Source organism: Acidihalobacter aeolianus, from assembly GCF_001753165.1.
Classification (GTDB): domain Bacteria; phylum Pseudomonadota; class Gammaproteobacteria; order DSM-5130; family Acidihalobacteraceae; genus Acidihalobacter; species Acidihalobacter aeolianus.
Genome location: NZ_CP017448.1, coordinates 2,283,801 through 2,299,367, shown reverse-complemented (window position 1 = coordinate 2,299,367; position 15,567 = coordinate 2,283,801). Strand labels below are relative to the sequence as shown.

17 protein-coding genes are annotated in these 15,567 nt (G+C 66.8%); all 17 read right to left on the bottom strand.

What is annotated here, in order from left to right; genetic code table 11:
* Nucleotides 1-60: 60 nt before the first annotated feature.
* Nucleotides 61-2,325, bottom strand: coding sequence for a carbamoyltransferase HypF (gene hypF, locus BJI67_RS10580; RefSeq protein ID WP_070074095.1), 2,265 nt, complete (start codon nt 2,323-2,325; stop codon nt 61-63).
* An 8-nt stretch (nt 2,326-2,333) separates the two neighbouring features.
* Nucleotides 2,334-3,434 carry a hydrogenase formation protein HypD gene (gene hypD / locus BJI67_RS10575; protein WP_070072995.1) on the bottom strand — a complete coding sequence of 367 codons (1,101 nt, stop codon included), beginning with the start codon at nt 3,432-3,434 and terminating at the stop codon, nt 2,334-2,336.
* A 13-nt stretch (nt 3,435-3,447) separates the two neighbouring features.
* The gene (locus tag BJI67_RS10570; RefSeq protein WP_070072994.1) at nt 3,448-3,678 is read right to left on the bottom strand and encodes a HypC/HybG/HupF family hydrogenase formation chaperone; all 231 of its coding nucleotides are present in this window, start codon (nt 3,676-3,678) and stop codon (nt 3,448-3,450) included.
* Nucleotides 3,679-3,701: 23 nt separating this feature from the next.
* Nucleotides 3,702-4,760, bottom strand: a complete 1,059-nt coding sequence (locus BJI67_RS10565) for a HoxN/HupN/NixA family nickel/cobalt transporter (RefSeq protein WP_070072993.1) — start codon at nt 4,758-4,760, stop codon at nt 3,702-3,704.
* A 70-nt stretch (nt 4,761-4,830) separates the two neighbouring features.
* On the bottom strand, nt 4,831-6,300 hold the full coding sequence (locus BJI67_RS10560) for a sigma-54-dependent transcriptional regulator (protein ID WP_070072992.1): 1,470 nt from the start codon (nt 6,298-6,300) through the stop codon (nt 4,831-4,833).
* Nucleotides 6,300-7,202, bottom strand: coding sequence for a hydrogenase nickel incorporation protein HypB (hypB, locus tag BJI67_RS10555; protein WP_070072991.1), 903 nt, complete (start codon nt 7,200-7,202; stop codon nt 6,300-6,302). The genes BJI67_RS10560 and hypB overlap by 1 nt, the downstream gene beginning before the upstream one ends.
* A gap of 1 nt (nt 7,203) precedes the next feature.
* Nucleotides 7,204-7,545, bottom strand: a complete 342-nt coding sequence (gene hypA / locus BJI67_RS10550; protein ID WP_083250813.1) for a hydrogenase maturation nickel metallochaperone HypA — start codon at nt 7,543-7,545, stop codon at nt 7,204-7,206.
* On the bottom strand, nt 7,538-8,698 hold the full coding sequence (locus BJI67_RS10545; RefSeq protein ID WP_070072989.1) for a nickel-dependent hydrogenase large subunit: 1,161 nt from the start codon (nt 8,696-8,698) through the stop codon (nt 7,538-7,540). The genes hypA and BJI67_RS10545 overlap by 8 nt, the downstream gene beginning before the upstream one ends.
* Nucleotides 8,695-9,177 carry a [NiFe]-hydrogenase assembly chaperone HybE gene (hybE, locus tag BJI67_RS10540; protein ID WP_070072988.1) on the bottom strand — a complete coding sequence of 161 codons (483 nt, stop codon included), beginning with the start codon at nt 9,175-9,177 and terminating at the stop codon, nt 8,695-8,697. The genes BJI67_RS10545 and hybE overlap by 4 nt, the downstream gene beginning before the upstream one ends.
* Nucleotides 9,177-9,407 (bottom strand): rubredoxin, encoded by a 231-nt coding sequence (locus BJI67_RS17835; protein WP_070072987.1) that lies wholly within the window; start codon nt 9,405-9,407, stop codon nt 9,177-9,179. Before BJI67_RS17835 ends, hybE begins: the two co-directional genes overlap by 1 nt.
* Nucleotides 9,404-10,249 (bottom strand): hydrogenase expression/formation protein, encoded by an 846-nt coding sequence (locus BJI67_RS10530; RefSeq protein ID WP_070072986.1) that lies wholly within the window; start codon nt 10,247-10,249, stop codon nt 9,404-9,406. Before BJI67_RS10530 ends, BJI67_RS17835 begins: the two co-directional genes overlap by 4 nt.
* The gene (locus BJI67_RS10525) at nt 10,246-10,686 is read right to left on the bottom strand and encodes a thioredoxin domain-containing protein (RefSeq protein WP_070072985.1); all 441 of its coding nucleotides are present in this window, start codon (nt 10,684-10,686) and stop codon (nt 10,246-10,248) included. The genes BJI67_RS10530 and BJI67_RS10525 overlap by 4 nt, the downstream gene beginning before the upstream one ends.
* A complete protein-coding gene (locus BJI67_RS10520) occupies nt 10,683-11,018 on the bottom strand; it encodes a HypC/HybG/HupF family hydrogenase formation chaperone (protein WP_070072984.1) in 336 nt (111 codons plus the stop codon). The genes BJI67_RS10525 and BJI67_RS10520 overlap by 4 nt, the downstream gene beginning before the upstream one ends.
* 12 nt (nt 11,019-11,030) lie before the next feature.
* Complete coding sequence (locus tag BJI67_RS10515; protein ID WP_070072983.1) at nt 11,031-11,669, bottom strand: HyaD/HybD family hydrogenase maturation endopeptidase; 639 nt, start codon at nt 11,667-11,669, stop codon at nt 11,031-11,033.
* A gap of 1 nt (nt 11,670) precedes the next feature.
* Nucleotides 11,671-12,378 (bottom strand): Ni/Fe-hydrogenase, b-type cytochrome subunit, encoded by a 708-nt coding sequence (gene cybH / locus BJI67_RS10510; RefSeq protein ID WP_070072982.1) that lies wholly within the window; start codon nt 12,376-12,378, stop codon nt 11,671-11,673.
* Nucleotides 12,379-12,443: 65 nt separating this feature from the next.
* Entirely contained in the window at nt 12,444-14,240 is a 1,797-nt protein-coding gene (locus tag BJI67_RS10505; protein ID WP_070072981.1) for a nickel-dependent hydrogenase large subunit, read from the bottom strand.
* On the bottom strand, nt 14,237-15,343 hold the full coding sequence (locus BJI67_RS10500; protein WP_070072980.1) for a hydrogenase small subunit: 1,107 nt from the start codon (nt 15,341-15,343) through the stop codon (nt 14,237-14,239). The genes BJI67_RS10505 and BJI67_RS10500 overlap by 4 nt, the downstream gene beginning before the upstream one ends.
* Between the last annotated feature and the right edge of the window lie 224 nt (nt 15,344-15,567).

The window sequence follows — 15,567 nt, the reverse complement described above, 5'->3', positions numbered from 1 at the left end:
TTCGTTCTGTTTCGCAAAAGTTTCTTAACGCAATGTTTTTAGGGCTCAAAGTTTCGCGAGTTAAGACGGATTCGAGGTCGCGGCCGCATATTCGACGACCTGTCCGAAGCTCAGTCCCGCGTCGTTGCAGGGAATGCGCTCGCCGAGGTGCGTGTCGAAGCCCTCGGCGTCGAGCAGGGCCAGCGTGCGCTCGGCGAGCAGGCGGTTCTGGAACACGCCGCCGCTCAGGGCGACGGCATCGACCGGTTCGCGTTCGCGCAGGGCCAGCGATTGGGCGAGGATGGCCCGGGCCAGGCTTTCGTGTACGGATGCGGCCTTCTCGGCAGGCGCGCGCGCAGGGTCGTCGAGCAGGGTCAGCAGCGGCGCCCAGTCGGTGATCCACAGGCCCGTGTCGTCCTGCGCCAGCGGCAGCGCGACGGCCTTGGCCGTTCCGGCCTGGGCCGCTAGGGCTTCGAGGTACATCGGGCCCTGACCCTCGAAGCTCGTCTCGCGGACCAGACCCAGCAGTGCGGCGACGGCGTCGAAGACGCGGCCGGCGGCGCTGCTGCGGTGGCAGTTGAGATCGCGCTCCCAGGCGCTGCGCAGGAGTGCAGCATCGCCTGCCGCCGTTTCGCCGCCGAGCGGCCACGGCATGCCCGCCTTCCAGCGCAGGGCGGCGGCGCTGCGCCAGGGTTCGCGCCCGGCGCGTCCGGCGCCCGGCAGGCGGAACGGGCGCAGGCTGCCGACGCGTCTCCAATGGCCCGGTGCGCCGTACAGCGCCTCGCCGCCCCACAGCGTGCCGTCGGGGCCGAGGCCGACGCCGTCCCAGGCGAAGGCCAGCCAGCGGTGGTGAGCGGGATGTTCGCCGGCGACGGCGGAGGCGTGCGCGTGATGATGCCAGACGCGGTGCACCGGCAGTGCCTGGGCGGCGGCCCAGCGGGTGCTGGCGTAATCCGGGTGCGCGTCGCAGGCCACGGCCTCGGCGCGCACGCCGTAGAGCCGCTGCAGGTCGGCGATGGTACGCGCAAAGAGGTCGCGGGCGCGCGGGCCGACAAGGTCGCCGAGGTGCGGCGAGACGACGACGCGGTTTTCCCAGGCCAGCGCGACGGTGTTCTTCAGGTGGCCGCCGACGGCGAGCAGCGGGCGGGACAGCGGCTGCGGCAGTTCGAGTTCGAGCGGCGTCAGCCCGCGGCCGAGGCGCAGCGGACGCGCGCGCCCGGCGACGACGCGCAGCACCGAATCGTCGGCCGGACGCTCGATGGGGCGGTTATGGTGCAGAAAGGCGTCGGCCACGTCCGCGAGCCGGTTTTCGGCCTCGGCCTCGTCGGTGAGCACCGGTTCACCGCTGGGATTGGCCGAGGTGGCGACCAGCGGCCCGTCGAAATCGGCCGCGAGCAGATGGTGCAGCGGGCTGTAGGGCAGCAGGACGCCGAGTTCGTTCAGGCCAGGGCAGACGGAGGGCGCGAGGCCGTGCCCATCGCGTAGCGGCACGAGCACGATGGGGCGTTCCGGCGCGCGCAGCGCCGTTTCGTGCGCGGGCGAGAGATCGGCGACGCGGTGCAGGTCGCGCAGGTCCTCGGCGAAGAGCACGGCCAGCGGTTTGTGCGGGCGCGGCTTGCGCGCGCGCAGCCGGGCGACGGCGGTTTCGTTCCGTGCGTCGCACAGCAAATGGTAGCCGCCGATGCCCTTGACCGCGACGGTGGCTCCGGCGCGCAGCATGCCGACGGCGGCGGTCAATGCGGCCTCATTGCCCGCGACGCGTTCGTCGCCGGCGACGAACGCCAGTTGCGGCCCGCAGGTGGGGCAGGCCACCGGTTCGGCGTGGAAACGGCGGTCGAGCGGGTCCTCGTATTCGCGACGACATTCGGGGCACAGCGCGAAGCCCGCCATGGTGGTGGCCGCGCGGTCGTAGGGCAGGGCGCGGATCAGGGTGTAGCGGGGTCCGCACTGGGTGCAGTTGATGAAGGGGTAGCGGTAGCGCCGGTTGCCCGGGTCGGCGAGCTCGACGAGGCAGTCGGGGCAGGTGAAATAGTCCGGCGGTACGTGATTGCGCGGGGCTTCGCCGGCGCGGCTGGGCAGGATGCGGAAGCCCTCGTCGATGTCGTCAGCCGCGGTCGGCGCGCCGCGTTCGAGCAGTTGCGGGCGGGCGATGGCGGGGGCCTCGGCGATCAGCGCCTCGGCGAAGGCCGCCAGGGCGTCGTCGTCGCCGCGGGCCTCGATCTCCACCACGCCAGCGCCGTTGCGCACCGTGCCGGCGACGCCGAGGCGGTGCGCGAGGCGGTAGACGAAGGGGCGATAGCCGACGCCCTGCACGCGACCGCCCACCACCCATCTGACGGCCGCCATCGCTGAGCTCAGGCGCTGCGCGCCTCGCGCAGCCCCGACGACCACCAGATGCGGCAGGCGCCTTCGTCGGAGACCATGCAGGGGCCGATGGGGTTGCGCGGGGTGCAGGCGCGGCTGTAAAGGCGGCACTGGTCCGGGTAGATCCGGCCCAGCACCACCGAGGCGCAGTCGCAGCCGGGCGGCATCTCGCCGGCGCGGCGCCGCGTGCCCTCCGGCGCGGGGAATACGCGCCGTGCGTCGAGGTGCTGCCAGGCCGGTCCCAGGGCGAAGCCGGAATCGGGGATGATGCCGATGCCGCGCCAGTTGGCGTCCTCGACCTGCATCACCTCGCTCAGCCAGCGCCGGGCCGTGGGGTTGCCGCCGGGGCGCACCAGCTCGGGGTAGCAGTTGTCGAGGAAAGGCCTGCCTTCGATGGTCTGGCGCAGCACCGAGTAGGTGGCGGCGAGCAGGCTCTCCGGGGTGAAGCCGGCGATCGCCGCGGGCATGCGGTGACGCTCGACCACGAAGGACCATTCCTCGAGACCCATCACGGTGGCGACGTGGCCAGGGGCGATCAGCGCGTCGAAGGCCGCCTCGCCCAAGTCCAGCAGCATGGCCACGGCCGGCCAGGTCAACCGCGCGGCGAGCAGGATCAGCAGGTTGTCGGGCACGCCCTCGGCCAGCATCGCGGCCACCGGCGCGGTGGTCGTCTCGAAGCCGGCGACGAAGAACACCACGGGTTTGTCGGGCTCGGCGCGGGCGATGGCGGCGGCCTCCTGCGGCGAGGCGACCGGGCGCACGTCCGCACCCGCGGCGCGGGCCTGTTCCAGCGAGCGGGGTTCGCCCTTGGGCACGTTGGCCGGCACGCGCAGCATGTCGCCGAAGGCGACCAGCACCACGTCCTCCTCGAGGCTCAGACGGATGGCCTCGTACAGGTCCTCCTCGGGGCAGACGCAGACCGGGCAGCCGGGGCCTGGAATGATCTCGATGCCGGGCGGCAGCGCGCCGCGGATGCCGGAGAAGCTGATGCTGCGCTCGTGGCCGCCGCAGACGTTCATCAGCCTGATGGGGCGCGGCAGCGCCAGTTCGCGGATACGGGTCAGCCAGGTCTGCGCGGTGGTCTGGGTCATGGGGGCTCCGCGCTCAGACCTCGGAGCTGTCGATGATCTGGTCGAGCAGATCCCAGGTCGAGCGCGCCTCCTCGGCGGTGAGTTTCTGCAGGGCATAGCCGACGTGGACCATGACGTGATCGCCGACGGCGACGGTCTCGTCCTGCAGCATGAACAGGCTGACGTCGCGTTCCACGCCCTTGGCCTCGCAGCGTGCGTTGTAGCCGTTGATTTCGACGATCTGCATGGGAATGCCGAGGCACATGATGAATCTCCTGCAGGATGCGGTCAGTCGCCGTTGTCGGCGAGGGTGGCGCCGGGCGCGATGCGCAGCCGGTAATAGGCGACGGACAGCACCCAGGTGAGCAGCATGATGGCCACTGCGCCCAGTCCGATGGCGCCGAAATCGAGGCTGTTGACCCAGTTCCAGAATGTGCCTTGGCTACCGATACGCATGTCGAGCACCTGCAGCCATTCGAGCGTGCCGATGATCAGGGCAAGGCCCAAGGCCATGCCGGTGATGATGGTGTTGAAATAAAGTCGGCGCAGCGCGTCGGACAGCGCCCAGTGGTAAGCGCGCAGCATCACCATTCCGTCAAGCGAGTCCATCAGTGTCATGCCCGCCGTGAACAGGAAGGGAAAGATCATGATGCCCCAGAATGGAAAATCGATCTTGGCAGCCAGCGTGCCGGAGATGCCAAGTACGGCCACTTCGGTCGCGGTGTCGAAACCCAGGCCGAACAGCACGCCGATGGGATACATGTGCCAACTGCGGCTGACGCGGCGGAACAGGAAACGGAACGCACGGTAGAAAAAGCCACGTTGGTCGAGCAGGGCGTTGATGTTCTCGTCGCGCAGTGCGCGGGTGTCGCGGCCGCGACGGTAATCGCGCCAGGCCTTGACGAGCTGCCACAAGACGACGAGGTTGATCAGGCCGATGAGGGTGAGGAAGCCGGCGGAAACGGTGGTGCCGAACAAATTGCCGAAGGTCGAGAGCGAGCCGAAATCGGCCTTCAGGCCGTGCCCGGCCAGGGCGATGACCGCAGACAGGGCGATGACGATGGTCGAATGGCCGAGCGCGAAAAAGAAGCCTACGGCCACGGGGCGCTTGCCTTCCTGGCGCAGCTTGCGGGTGACGTTGTCGATGGCCGCGATATGATCGACGTCGAAGGCGTGACGCAGGCCGAAGCCCCAGGCCAGCAGCGAAAGCGCGAGGATGTCAGGCTGGATGGTGGCGAGGCCGAAGGCGGCGAGCCAGGCCAGCACGTTGAGTGCCAGCAGGGTGAGCAACAGTATGCCCAGCGTATGGCGCGGTATGCCCTCCAGCAGTCTGTCCAGCTTGTTCATAATGGGTCTTGTCCTCTTGTGTTGAATCGAGACTGTGGTGTGCAGGTTGCCAGCTCCTGTTCGCCAGTCTTCAGCTGTCGAGCTTGCGCTCCAGCCCGTAGCGTTCGAGCTTGCTGCGCAGGCCGACGCGCGACAGCCCCAGCTCCTCGGCCGCGCGGCTCTTGTTCCAGCGATGGCGCAGCAGCGTTTCGCGCAGAATGGCCGCCTCCAGGTTTTCCACGCGCTCGCGCAGCGTGGCCACGCCCGGGTCCTCGGACGGCGGCATCATGAAGTCGGCCTCGTCCGTGCCGCCGCGCAGCACATGCGGCGGCAGCAGCTCGGGCCCGAGCTGCGCATCGGCGCTCAACACCAGCATGCGCTTGAGCACGTTGTTCAGTTCGCGCACGTTGCCCGGCCAGGCATAGTCGCGCAGGCATTCCAGGCTTTCCGCGGACAGCCGGCCGGGCCCGGGCTTGCCGAGGGCGCGCGCGAGGCGGGCGAGCAGGTGGTCCGCCAGCGCCTGCAAGTCGCCGGGGCGTTCACGCAACGGCGGCAGGTGCAGGCTCATTTCGGCGATGCGGTAGTACAGATCGGCGCGGAAACGGCCGGCGCGCACCTCCTGCTCGAGGTCGCGGTTGGTGGCGGCGACGATGCGCACGTCAGTGTGACGCATGCGGTTGCTGCCGACCTGGCGGAACTCGCCGCTTTGCAGCACGCGCAGCAGCTTGACCTGGAATGCGGGGCTGATCTCTCCGATCTCGTCGAGGAACAGGGTGCCGCCGTCGGCCTCCTCGAACAGCCCGGTGCGGTCGGCGACGGCCCCGGTGTAGGCGCCCCGGACGTGTCCGAACAGCTCGGATTCGAGCAGTTCGTTGGGGATCGCGCCGCAGTTCTCGACCACGAAGGGGCGGTCAGCGCGGTGGCTGTTGTAGTGCAGGGCGCGGGCGAACAGATCCTTGCCGGTGCCCGACTCACCGGTGATCAACACGGAAACGTCGTGGGGTGCCATCTGCGCGACCTGCGCCACGGCCGCGTGCAGCGGGCTGTCTGGCGCGCGCACGATCTCGTCGAAGCGGAAGCGGCGGCGCAACTCCTGGCGGCAGGCGTCGCCGCGCCGCGCAAGGTCGTCCGCGCTCAGCCTGAGTTCCTGGGCGAGGTGGGCATTGTCGCGCTGCAGCGCATGCAGGCGGGCGGCATTGCGCACGGTGAGCAGCAGCGCGTCGGGGTGCCACGGCTTGGTGATGTACTGGTAGATGCCCGCGTCGTTGATGCCGGCGATGATATCGTCGGCCTCGGTGAAGCCGGAAATGATGATGCGCACCGCTTCGGGCCAGTGCTCGCGCAGCTGCGTGAGCAGCTCGATGCCGGTGGTCTCGGGCATGCGCTGGTCAGCCAGGACGACCTGCACGGGACGCGTCTCCATCGCGCGCAGCGCCTGCGCCGCTCCCTGCGCGGGGAGCACCTCGAACTCGTCGTCCAGCACCCGGGCGATGGTTTCGACCGAGCGCGGCTCGTCGTCGACGACGAGTACGCAGGGGCGCGTGGCGACCTCGTTCGGCATCAGGCGAGCGCGTCCCTGAGCGTGGCCGCCTCGGCTTCGAGGGCGGCGAGCCGACCGCGCAGCGTCGCCGCGCGTTCGGCCTCGATCCAGGCCAGCCAGGCGTCCATGCCCTCGCCGCTGCGCGCCGAGAGCTGCAGGATCTCGATCCCGGGATTGACCCGCCGCACATATTCCACGCAACGCTCGACGTCGAAGTCGACGTAGGGCAGCAGGTCGGTCTTGTTCAGCACCATGAGGTCGGCGGCGTGGAACATGTCCGGGTACTTGAGCGGCTTGTCCTCGCCCTCGGTGGCGGACAGGATCACCACCTTGTGCGCCTCGCCCAGGTCGAAGCCGGCCGGGCACACCAGATTGCCCACGTTCTCGATGAACAGCACGCCCTGCGCCGCCGCGTCGAGGTGGTCGAGCGCGTGGCCGACCATGTGTGCGTCGAGGTGGCAGCCCTTGCCGGTGTTGACCTGGATCGCCGGGGCGCCGGTGGCGCGGATGCGGTCGGCGTCGTTGCTGGTCTGCTGGTCGCCCTCGATCACGCCCAGCGGGAAACGGCCCTGCAGGCGCTTGAGCGTCTCCACCAGCAGCGTGGTCTTGCCGGAGCCGGGGCTGGAGACGAGGTTCAGCGCCAGGATGCCCTGGGCGGCGAAGCGCGCGCGATTGGTCGCCGCGTACTCGTCGTTCTTGCTCAGGATGTCGCGTTCGATCTGCACCATGCGCGACTGGCTGAGACCGGGCGCGTGGGCGTGCGCCGGTCCGCGGCCGTAGTGCAGATGGCCGTCGCCGGCATGGGCATGCTCATGATTATGATCGTGGGTATGTTCGTGATCGTGCTCATGCCCGTGATCGTGGGTATGGGCCTTTTCTTCCAGCTTGGCTTCGCCTTCGCCGCAACCGCATACGGTACACATGTCACTCCACCTCCAGATCCTTGATTTTCAGTTCCTCGCCCTCGGTGACCTGCAACTGGTAGGCGCCGCACTCGGGGCAGGGGTCGTAACGCTGCTGGATCGTCACCGGCCGCATGCACATCAGGCACCAGGCGGTGGCGGGCTGCTCGATGATTTCCAGCGCGGCACCCTCGGCCAGCGTGCCGCGCGAGACCACGTCGAAGCCGAAGCGCAGCGCGGAAAGCTCGACCCCCGCCAGCGCGCCGATCTCCAGACGCACACGGTTGACCTTGTGGAACGACTGGCGCTCGGCCTCCTGCTGCAACACCTGTACGATGCCCTCGCATAATGACATTTCATGCATGGCGGCGGATGTCCAGTTCGTATTCGACGCAGGGGTCGACGGCGCAGATCAGCGCGCGCGCCTGCGCCGCACAGCTTTCCGTGTCGCGGAACGGCAGGCAGGAGAGGGCACGGGCGGCGGCGCCGCGCGGGTGGAAGTTCCATTCCGTGGGCGCCACGATCCGGTAGTCCCGGATGCGTCCCTGCGACAGCGAAACGCGGTGTATCAGTTGGCCTCTGGCAGCTTGCACGATGCCGATTCCCTCGCCCGATGCGTCCGGCGCGCCTTCCGCCGCCTGGGGCGGAGAGACGTCGACCGACCATTCCAGGTAATCCTGCAGCTTTGCCAGGGAAAAATCCAACTCGCAGGCCAGCGCCAGCAGACGCGCGGTGAGGCCGTCGCCCCAGCGTCGCGTCGCGGCGGCTACTGCCGGCGCCTCGCGCTGACGCGAATAGGGCGTGGTTTCGCGCGCCTCGCCGTCGATGTGCGGGAACAGCGCGTAGCTGGCCGCCGCATGCGCGAGACGCGACCGCCATTCGGCCTGGTCGAAGTCCTCCAGCGGGACGCTGCCGGTACCGGCGCCGAGCGCCTGCCAGCCACGTGCCGCCAGACGGCGCAGCAGACGCTCCAGCGCGGTTTGTCCGGTGCCGTCGGCCTCGCCGTCCGTTTCCGTCAGTGCGGTCCAGCCGGCCACGTCGCCCAGCACTCGCCGGCGCACGAAGGCTTCCAGCGCCCGTGACGCCTCCCGCGTCGCCTGGAGACCGTCCTCGCCAGCGTCGGCCATCCGGCGGTGCAGGGCAAACAGCTGTGCCGCGGCGTCGCGCCAGGCCTCCAGGCCGAGCGCCTGCGGCCAGTCCATGAGCAGGCGCAGGGCATGTTCGCGCACGCGCTCCAGTTCCAGTGCGAAGCCGCGTGCATCGCGCTCGGCGGGTGTCGCCTCGATGCCCTGAGCGTCGGCGCAGGCGGCGAGCGCGGCCACGCGCTGAGCGCCGCCGCACAGGCTGAACAGCAGCGGGGCGAGGCGCACGGCCTCGGCGGGCGTGCGCCCGATCAGCGCGCGGGAGGCGTATGCCGGGCGGGTGGAGCGGATGTCGACCGCGACGATGCCGGCTGCGTCGTGTTCGAGCACGATGTGCAGCCGGCCGGCCGGGTCGACGGCGTGCGGCGCGCTCATGGCGGCGTGCGGCGGAATTCGCCGCGCAGGAAGGCGCGGCGGCTGAGGCCGGCGGATTCGCGTGCTGCCGGTGCCGACGTCGGCGCGGCCCGGACGGTATCCAGCGCGGCGCGCGCCGTGGCGCGGGCGGCCTCCTGGTCCTCGAATTCAAGGGCCGGGGAGAACAGCGCGCAGCTTTTGTAGGTACCCAGCTCTTCGTCGCGGCCGACGAGAAATTCGCATTCGCCCATGGGCAGGCTCTCGCGCACGGTCGCCGTCGGCGCGAGCGCATCCCAGGCCGCAGCATCACGCGGCAGGATGACGAGGTTGATGAACCAGGGCGTGATCAGTGCGCCCAGCCAGCCGTCGTCCTGGGCCCGGAAGTCAATCGCCTCCACCCGCAACGCCGGGTTGAGCAGCGGCATGTCGCACATCCGTTCGCGTTCGATGCGGCGGAAGGTCTCTTCGAGGCGGGCGACGGCGGCAGCGAGTGCTGGCATCAGTCCTCCATCAGCACCATGAACTGCTCCTTGCTTCCGTCGCATTCCGGGCAGCGCCAGTGGTCCGGAAGGGCCGAGAAGGGCGTGCCTTCCGGTATCTGCCACACGGGATCGCCCTCGGCCGGGTCGTAGACGTACCAGCAAATCTTGCATTCCATGCGGGCGTCGTCGGCGATCTTGCTGTCGTCGCCGAGGAACGAGCCTTCGAAGGTTTTCATCGGCGCGCTCATTGCGTCGCCTCCAGCACTTCGCGCAGACGTACGGCGGTGTCCTCCAGGTCCTCGCGTGCGGCGAGCGCCACGGCAGGCACGTCGACGACCTCCAGGGTGTTGAGGATGAGGTTGTCGACGGAGTTGTAGTACTGCACCCACCAGATATGGCTAATGCCGGTGGCGGTGATGCGGCAGTTGCCGTAGCCGCGGGAGAGGATCAGCGTGCGGCCCTGGCCGAGTACGGCGTTCAGGTAGTCGAGGTCCTCCGGGCTGTGCGGCAGGAGGGTGAAGTTGATCACGTGCGGCTCCATGCCGACACGCCACTCGGCTTGCTTGGCGGCCAACTCGACCAGCAGGGACGGGGAGTTGATGGTACCTGCCGGCGCGGCGCCTGCGACGAAGTCGAGGCGTGGGGCCGCACCGCTCAGACCGTGTTCGAGCACGGCGTCGGGGATGCTGCCGACCTCGACGAGATCGGTGCCGGTAGCCGGCTGACGCACGCGCCAGATGCCGGCGAACACCGATTCCTGAATCAGCCATTCGTGGGTGTCCTGCACGCGGATGCTGACTTCGCCCTCGCCGAGAATCTGGTCGAGCAGTTCGCGCTGTGCGGCGTCGAAGTCGGAAACGTCGATGAACCGTTTGGCGGTGTCGGTGCGCGCGTGTTCCACGCATTGCAAAAGTTCGTACAGGGCGGCGAGCGCGCGCGGCGCACGGGCCAGTTCGTCGCCCTCTGGCAGCAGCGGTGGGACGTAGGTGTCCATTTCCTTGGGGAGGATCGGGTAATTGAGCGTCTCGTCTTCCGTGGCATCCTGGCTGCCGGGGCCGATGGCGACGATGGGGATGTCGATAGGCTTCATGACTGTGCCTCCTCGGAACGTTGACTGGCCGCGGCGACCACGGGGATGCCGACGGTGGGCAGGCGCTGCGGCGCACTGGTCAGGATTCCCTGAATTTGTTCTAGATACTCGCTCCAGTTCTGCACGCGGGCGATGGCGCCGAGATATTCGCCGCGGCGCAGGAATACCAGGGTCGGCCATTCGCGTACGCCGTAGCGTTTGCTGACCTCGCGTTCGTAAGTGCGGGCGACTACTGCAGGGGTGAAGCTGCCGCCGAAGCGCTGCGCAAGTTCGGGCAGGATGACGGCGACATCGTTGCTTTCCGGGAAGCTGGTCGGATCTTCGGTGAAGAACAGTGCACATTGTGGCGTCTGCTCGACGAACTGCTCGAAGTTGTCCGCGTCGAGCCGAGGGTAGTCGTGGACGTCGGTCAAGCGGTCGATCAGGGTCATGCTCATGTGCTGGAATCCTCGTGAACGTCGGAAGTCGCCGTGGGGCGCAGGTGCTGTGGCAGTTGCGGTTCGCGGTCGATGAGGTCGGCGAAGAAATGCTCGAAATCACCACCGGCAAGGGCCGCGGCCACGCCGTCCAGCGCTTGCGCGATGGTGCGTGCAGAGTCTTCGGTTAACACCTCCCGAGCGCTGCCCAGAAACACCAGCAGCCAGGTGCCTGGTGGCTGGGGGCCGACCAGGCCGATGTCGACTTCGCTGCGATCCTCGCCGTCACGCGTACACCATGTGGTGCCGTTACTGTCGACCGCCACTATTTGCATGGGGATGCCAATGCACATTGGGAAACGACCTCAAACGAGTGGGTTAAAAAAACGGGAATCGCCGTGACGCCAGGCTTCGTCGGCATCCGGACGGCTGGCTTCGTAGTCGCCCATGGTTAGCTCACGGCCACTTAGTCCGTCCGTTTCCGGCAAGGGCTGCGTGCGGCGCTCGTAGCCGATGCCGAATGCGTCCAAGCACTCCAGGGCGATGCGGATGGCCGGATCGATCTGAGCTTTCACGGCCTCGCGCAGGCTACCGCCGTAGTCGTCCAGTTCGACCGGTTGCACGCCGATCAGCACGAGCCGTTCCGGTAGGCGGCCGGTAAGGTCGGCGGTCGCCAGCACTTCCTCGAAGCCGGCCTGATGCAGGCTCATCTTCTTCGCGCCCATGAAGCGCGGCACCTCGGCGTCGCGGATCAGCTTCAGCATGCCGGGCGGCAGGCCGTAGTCGACGGCGTCGAACACGATCAGGATGTCGGCGTCCTGCACGTGTTCGAGCAGGTAAAGCCCCTGGGTGCCGCCGTCGAGCAGGTGCACCGTTTCTGGAAAGAGGTATTCGCGGTGCAACCGGTCGACGGCGCGCACGCCGAAGCCTTCGTCGGCCCACAGGATGTTGCCGATGCCGAGGATCAGAATCTGCGGGGCGGCGTCGTTTGCGGTGGAACTCATTTCAGGGCCTCTCGTGCTCGGATGCATCCGGATTTGGCTTGAACAACCGCCAGCCGTTGATCATGGTGCTGACCATGGTTTGGCGCGAGACGATGTCTTCGCGTATGGCGACGTAAACGTGGGCGATGACGAAGCAGACGATTAACCACATGCCGAGATGGTGCCAGGTGTGGAGAGTTTGCGGGTTGCCGCCGACCAGGGGCAGTACCCAGCCGAAGGCCCATTGCGCCCAGCTGTTCGGCCCTAACATCTCGGCGTATAGGGCGAAGCCGGTGATCAGCATAAACAGGCTGCCAAGCACGAACATGAAGAACATGGCGGACTGGGCCAGCGGGTTGTGGCCGACGAAGACGTGCGACTCCTTGTCCATGAACAGATACCAGCGCACCTCGGAGATCAGGCCTTTCCACCAGCGTGGGCTGAGCAGCGGCGGCACGAACAGCTCATGCGCGTAACGGTTGCCCACGATCGCCCAGTAGATACGTCCTAGAAAGCCGACGGCGAAAATATAGGCGGCGGTGATATGGGCGAAGATGATGTAGCCCATCAGAAAATGCTGGCTGGCCTGCCCGGACAGCGACGGCAGTGGGCTACCGATCAGATAGCCGGTGATTGCCAGTACGACAATGGTTCCGGCGTTGATCCAGTGCCATAGTCTGACGGGGGCTTCGTAGACGTAAACCGGTTTCAGGTTGACGCTTTCGTTCATGGACGAACTCTCCCTTTGCTCGTTTTATTCGGGGCCGCATCGCAGGATGCGACCCCAACAACGGTTCAGCTCACTTTGACGCTGCTGCGTTCTTCGCCGTCAGGCGACATGATGTGGGTCGAACAGGCCAGGCAGGGATCGAAGCTGTGCAGCGTGCGCAGGATCTCGAGCGGCTGTTCAGGGTTGGCCATGGGTGTATTCATGAGCGCTGCCTCGAACGCACCGATGTTTTCCTTCGGATCACGCGGCGAGCCGTTCCAGGTCGTTGGCACCACGGCCTGATAGAGTTCGATCTTACCGTCGCGGATCTTGACCCAGTGGCCGAGTGCGCCACGCGGTGCGGCGGCGAAGCCGACGCCCTTGGCTTTGCTGGGCCAGGTGGACGGATCCCACTTATCGACGTTGGCGGTGGACGTGTCGCCGGCTTTGAGGTTGGCCATCAGCTTGTCCTGGAAATAGCGCATCTTGTGCGCCGACCAAGACGCTTCGAGGGCGCGCGCGGCGGTGCGCCCCAGGGTGGAGAACAGGGCGTTGAACGCCAATCCGTTATCCTTGAGGAACTTGTCTACCGGTTCCTTCCACTCTGGCATGCCCTTGGCGTAGCCGATGATGTGGCGGGCCAGCGGGCCGACTTCCATGGCGTGGCCTTTCCAGCGCGGCGCCTTGATCCAGGAATACTTGGCGCCTTCGTCCAGTTGCTTGATGTCGGTGCGCGTGCCGACGGTGTGCGGCCCCAGCACGTATTCCGGGTCGGTGATACCTTCCCAGGGATGCAGCGATTCGTTGGCCTGCGGGTACTTGTACCAGGAGTGGTCGACGAACTCGCGCACCTGTTCCGGATCGCGCAGATCGACATCGTAGACATGCGACAGGTCGCCGTTGATGATGGCGCCGCGCGGCATGAGCAGGTTGGCCGTCGAATAATCGTTGGCACGATCGGGCATATCGCCATAGGCCAGCACGTTCTGGTTCGACAGGCCGCCACCGTACAGCCAGTCCTTGTAATACAAGGCGACGGCATGGATGTCGGGCAGCAACACGTTGTCGATGAAATCGATGGAACGGTTGATGATGTCGGAAATGTGGTTGAGCCGCACCATGTTCACAGGAGCTCCCGCTGCCATGGCCTCGTCCATGTTGATGGCACAGGGTACGCCGCCGACGAGCCAGTTCGGATGCGGGTTCTTGCCGCCGTAGATAGTATGGATCTTGACAATTTCGCGCTGGAAGTCGAGCGCTTCCAGATAATGCGCGACCGCCATCAGGTTGCCTTCCGGCGGTAGCTTGTAGGCCGGATTGCCCCAATAGCCGTTCTTGAACAGGCCGAGCTGGCCGCTGTCGACGAAGCGCTTGAGGCGATTTTGCACGTCGCGGAAGTAGCCGGGTGAGGATTTCGGCCACGGCGACAGGCTCTGCGCCAGGGCGGAGGTTGCCTTGGGGTCGGCTTTGAGCGAGGAGATGACATCCACCCAGTCGAACGCGTGCAGTTGGTAGAAGTGCACGAGGTGGTCGTGCACCATCAGCGTGAGCTGCATGATGTTGCGGATGGTGTTGGCGTTCTCGGGAATCTTGATGTCGAGCGCGTCCTCCACCGCGCGCACCGAAGTGAGCGCGTGGGTGCCGGTGCACACGCCGCAGATGCGCTCGACGAAGGCCCAGGCATCGCGCGGGTCGCGACCCTTGAGGATGATTTCGAGGCCGCGGAACATGGTGCCGCTGGATACCGCGTTGCGGATCACATTGCTCTTGTCGAGGTTGACCTCGCAGCGCATGTGGCCTTCGATCCGCGTGACCGGATCGACCACGACGCGTCGCCCGCTGTCGTTCAAGGTAAAACCGTTGGGGGTCTTGATGACGCTCATGCGTTGTTGTCTCCTGAGTGGTCGTCATGCTGTTTCTTGTTCTTGGAGTTGCGCCGCGCACGCACGACCGCGGTGACGGCCGCATGCGCGGCTACGCCCCCACCGACGACGGCGGCCGCGGTGCCACCGATCTGGTTGGCGTTGGCATCGATGCCGAAGGCGTGGATGTCGGTCAGCCGGTCGTAGAACGAACCCTTGTCCCAGAAACCGTTTTCGGAACAGCCGAAACAGCCGTGCCCGGAATGCACCGGCCACGAGGTGTCGCCGTTCCAGCGGATGGTGGAGCAGGCGTTGTACGTGGTCGGGCCCTTGCAGCCCATTTTGTACAGGCAGTAGCCCTCGCGCGCGCCCTGGTCGTCCCAGGATTCGACGAACTCGCCGGCGTCGAAGTGGGCGCGGCGATAGCACTTGTCGTGGTTGCGCTGGCCGTAGAACATCTTCGGCCGGCCCTGGCGGTCGAGTTCCGGCGGATGGCCGAAGGTGAGCATGTAGGTGATGACGCCGGTCATGACCTCGGCGATGGGCGGGCAGCCCGGCACCTTGATGACCGGATTGTCGAGCACTTTGTGGATCGGCGTGGCACGCGTCGGATTGGGCCGTGCAGCCTGCACGCAACCCCATGAAGCGCAGGCGCCCCAGGCGATGACGTGCTTGGCGTGTTTGGCAGCGTGCCGTAGCTTTTCGATGAAAGGCTTGCCGCCGGTGATGCAGAACATGCCGTCCTCGTTCAGTGGTGGATTGCCTTCGACGGCGAGAATGTAGTTGCCCTTGTATTTGGCGATGGCCTCTTCCATGCAGGCTTCGGCCTGGAAGCCGGCGGAGGCCATCAGTGTGTCGTCATAGTCCAGCGAGATCATGGAGAGGATCACGTCCTTGGCCAGCGGGTTTCCGGAGCGGATGAACGACTCGGAGCAGCAGGTGCACTCCAGGCCATGCATCCACAGCACCGGCGTGCGCGGTGTGTTTTCCATCGCCCAGGCGATTTTGGGTACGAAGGCCGGGCTGAGGCCCAGCGTGGTGGCGGTCAGGCTGCAGAACTTGAGAAAGCTGCGTCGGCTGATGCCCTGGCGACGCATCACGTCGTAGAAGGTTTCTATCGCCATGTACTCCTCCCTCTGCGCCTACCCCACGGCAGAGCGGGCGCTGGCAGTCGCGGATCGATTCGCGGGTTCTTAGGAGAGGGCGCCGAGCTTGATGGTCTCGTGTCGTCGGCGTCCCGCCTTGGGAAGGGTCAAAGCACTAAACGGGCCAGTGGCGGGAATCCCATTGGCATCAATCAATTAGCCGATCTAATGAATTTGGAGGTGCAGATTGGGGTGGAAAGTTA

What these genes read in the sequence shown, in the direction of transcription:
- hypF (WP_070074095.1), bottom strand. Translation starts at nt 2,325, where the DNA reads ATGGCGGCCGTCAGATGGGTGGTGGGCGGTCGCGTGCAGGGCGTCGGC.
- hypD (WP_070072995.1), bottom strand. Translation starts at nt 3,434, where the DNA reads ATGACCCAGACCACCGCGCAGACCTGGCTGACCCGTATCCGCGAACTG.
- BJI67_RS10570 (WP_070072994.1), bottom strand. Translation starts at nt 3,678, where the DNA reads ATGTGCCTCGGCATTCCCATGCAGATCGTCGAAATCAACGGCTACAAC.
- BJI67_RS10565 (WP_070072993.1), bottom strand. Translation starts at nt 4,760, where the DNA reads ATGAACAAGCTGGACAGACTGCTGGAGGGCATACCGCGCCATACGCTG.
- BJI67_RS10560 (WP_070072992.1), bottom strand. Translation starts at nt 6,300, where the DNA reads ATGCCGAACGAGGTCGCCACGCGCCCCTGCGTACTCGTCGTCGACGAC.
- hypB (WP_070072991.1), bottom strand. Translation starts at nt 7,202, where the DNA reads ATGTGTACCGTATGCGGTTGCGGCGAAGGCGAAGCCAAGCTGGAAGAA.
- hypA (WP_083250813.1), bottom strand. Translation starts at nt 7,545, where the DNA reads ATGCATGAAATGTCATTATGCGAGGGCATCGTACAGGTGTTGCAGCAG.
- BJI67_RS10545 (WP_070072989.1), bottom strand. Translation starts at nt 8,698, where the DNA reads ATGAGCGCGCCGCACGCCGTCGACCCGGCCGGCCGGCTGCACATCGTG.
- hybE (WP_070072988.1), bottom strand. Translation starts at nt 9,177, where the DNA reads ATGCCAGCACTCGCTGCCGCCGTCGCCCGCCTCGAAGAGACCTTCCGC.
- BJI67_RS17835 (WP_070072987.1), bottom strand. Translation starts at nt 9,407, where the DNA reads ATGAGCGCGCCGATGAAAACCTTCGAAGGCTCGTTCCTCGGCGACGAC.
- BJI67_RS10530 (WP_070072986.1), bottom strand. Translation starts at nt 10,249, where the DNA reads ATGAAGCCTATCGACATCCCCATCGTCGCCATCGGCCCCGGCAGCCAG.
- BJI67_RS10525 (WP_070072985.1), bottom strand. Translation starts at nt 10,686, where the DNA reads ATGAGCATGACCCTGATCGACCGCTTGACCGACGTCCACGACTACCCT.
- BJI67_RS10520 (WP_070072984.1), bottom strand. Translation starts at nt 11,018, where the DNA reads ATGTGCATTGGCATCCCCATGCAAATAGTGGCGGTCGACAGTAACGGC.
- BJI67_RS10515 (WP_070072983.1), bottom strand. Translation starts at nt 11,669, where the DNA reads ATGAGTTCCACCGCAAACGACGCCGCCCCGCAGATTCTGATCCTCGGC.
- cybH (WP_070072982.1), bottom strand. Translation starts at nt 12,378, where the DNA reads ATGAACGAAAGCGTCAACCTGAAACCGGTTTACGTCTACGAAGCCCCC.
- BJI67_RS10505 (WP_070072981.1), bottom strand. Translation starts at nt 14,240, where the DNA reads ATGAGCGTCATCAAGACCCCCAACGGTTTTACCTTGAACGACAGCGGG.
- BJI67_RS10500 (WP_070072980.1), bottom strand. Translation starts at nt 15,343, where the DNA reads ATGGCGATAGAAACCTTCTACGACGTGATGCGTCGCCAGGGCATCAGC.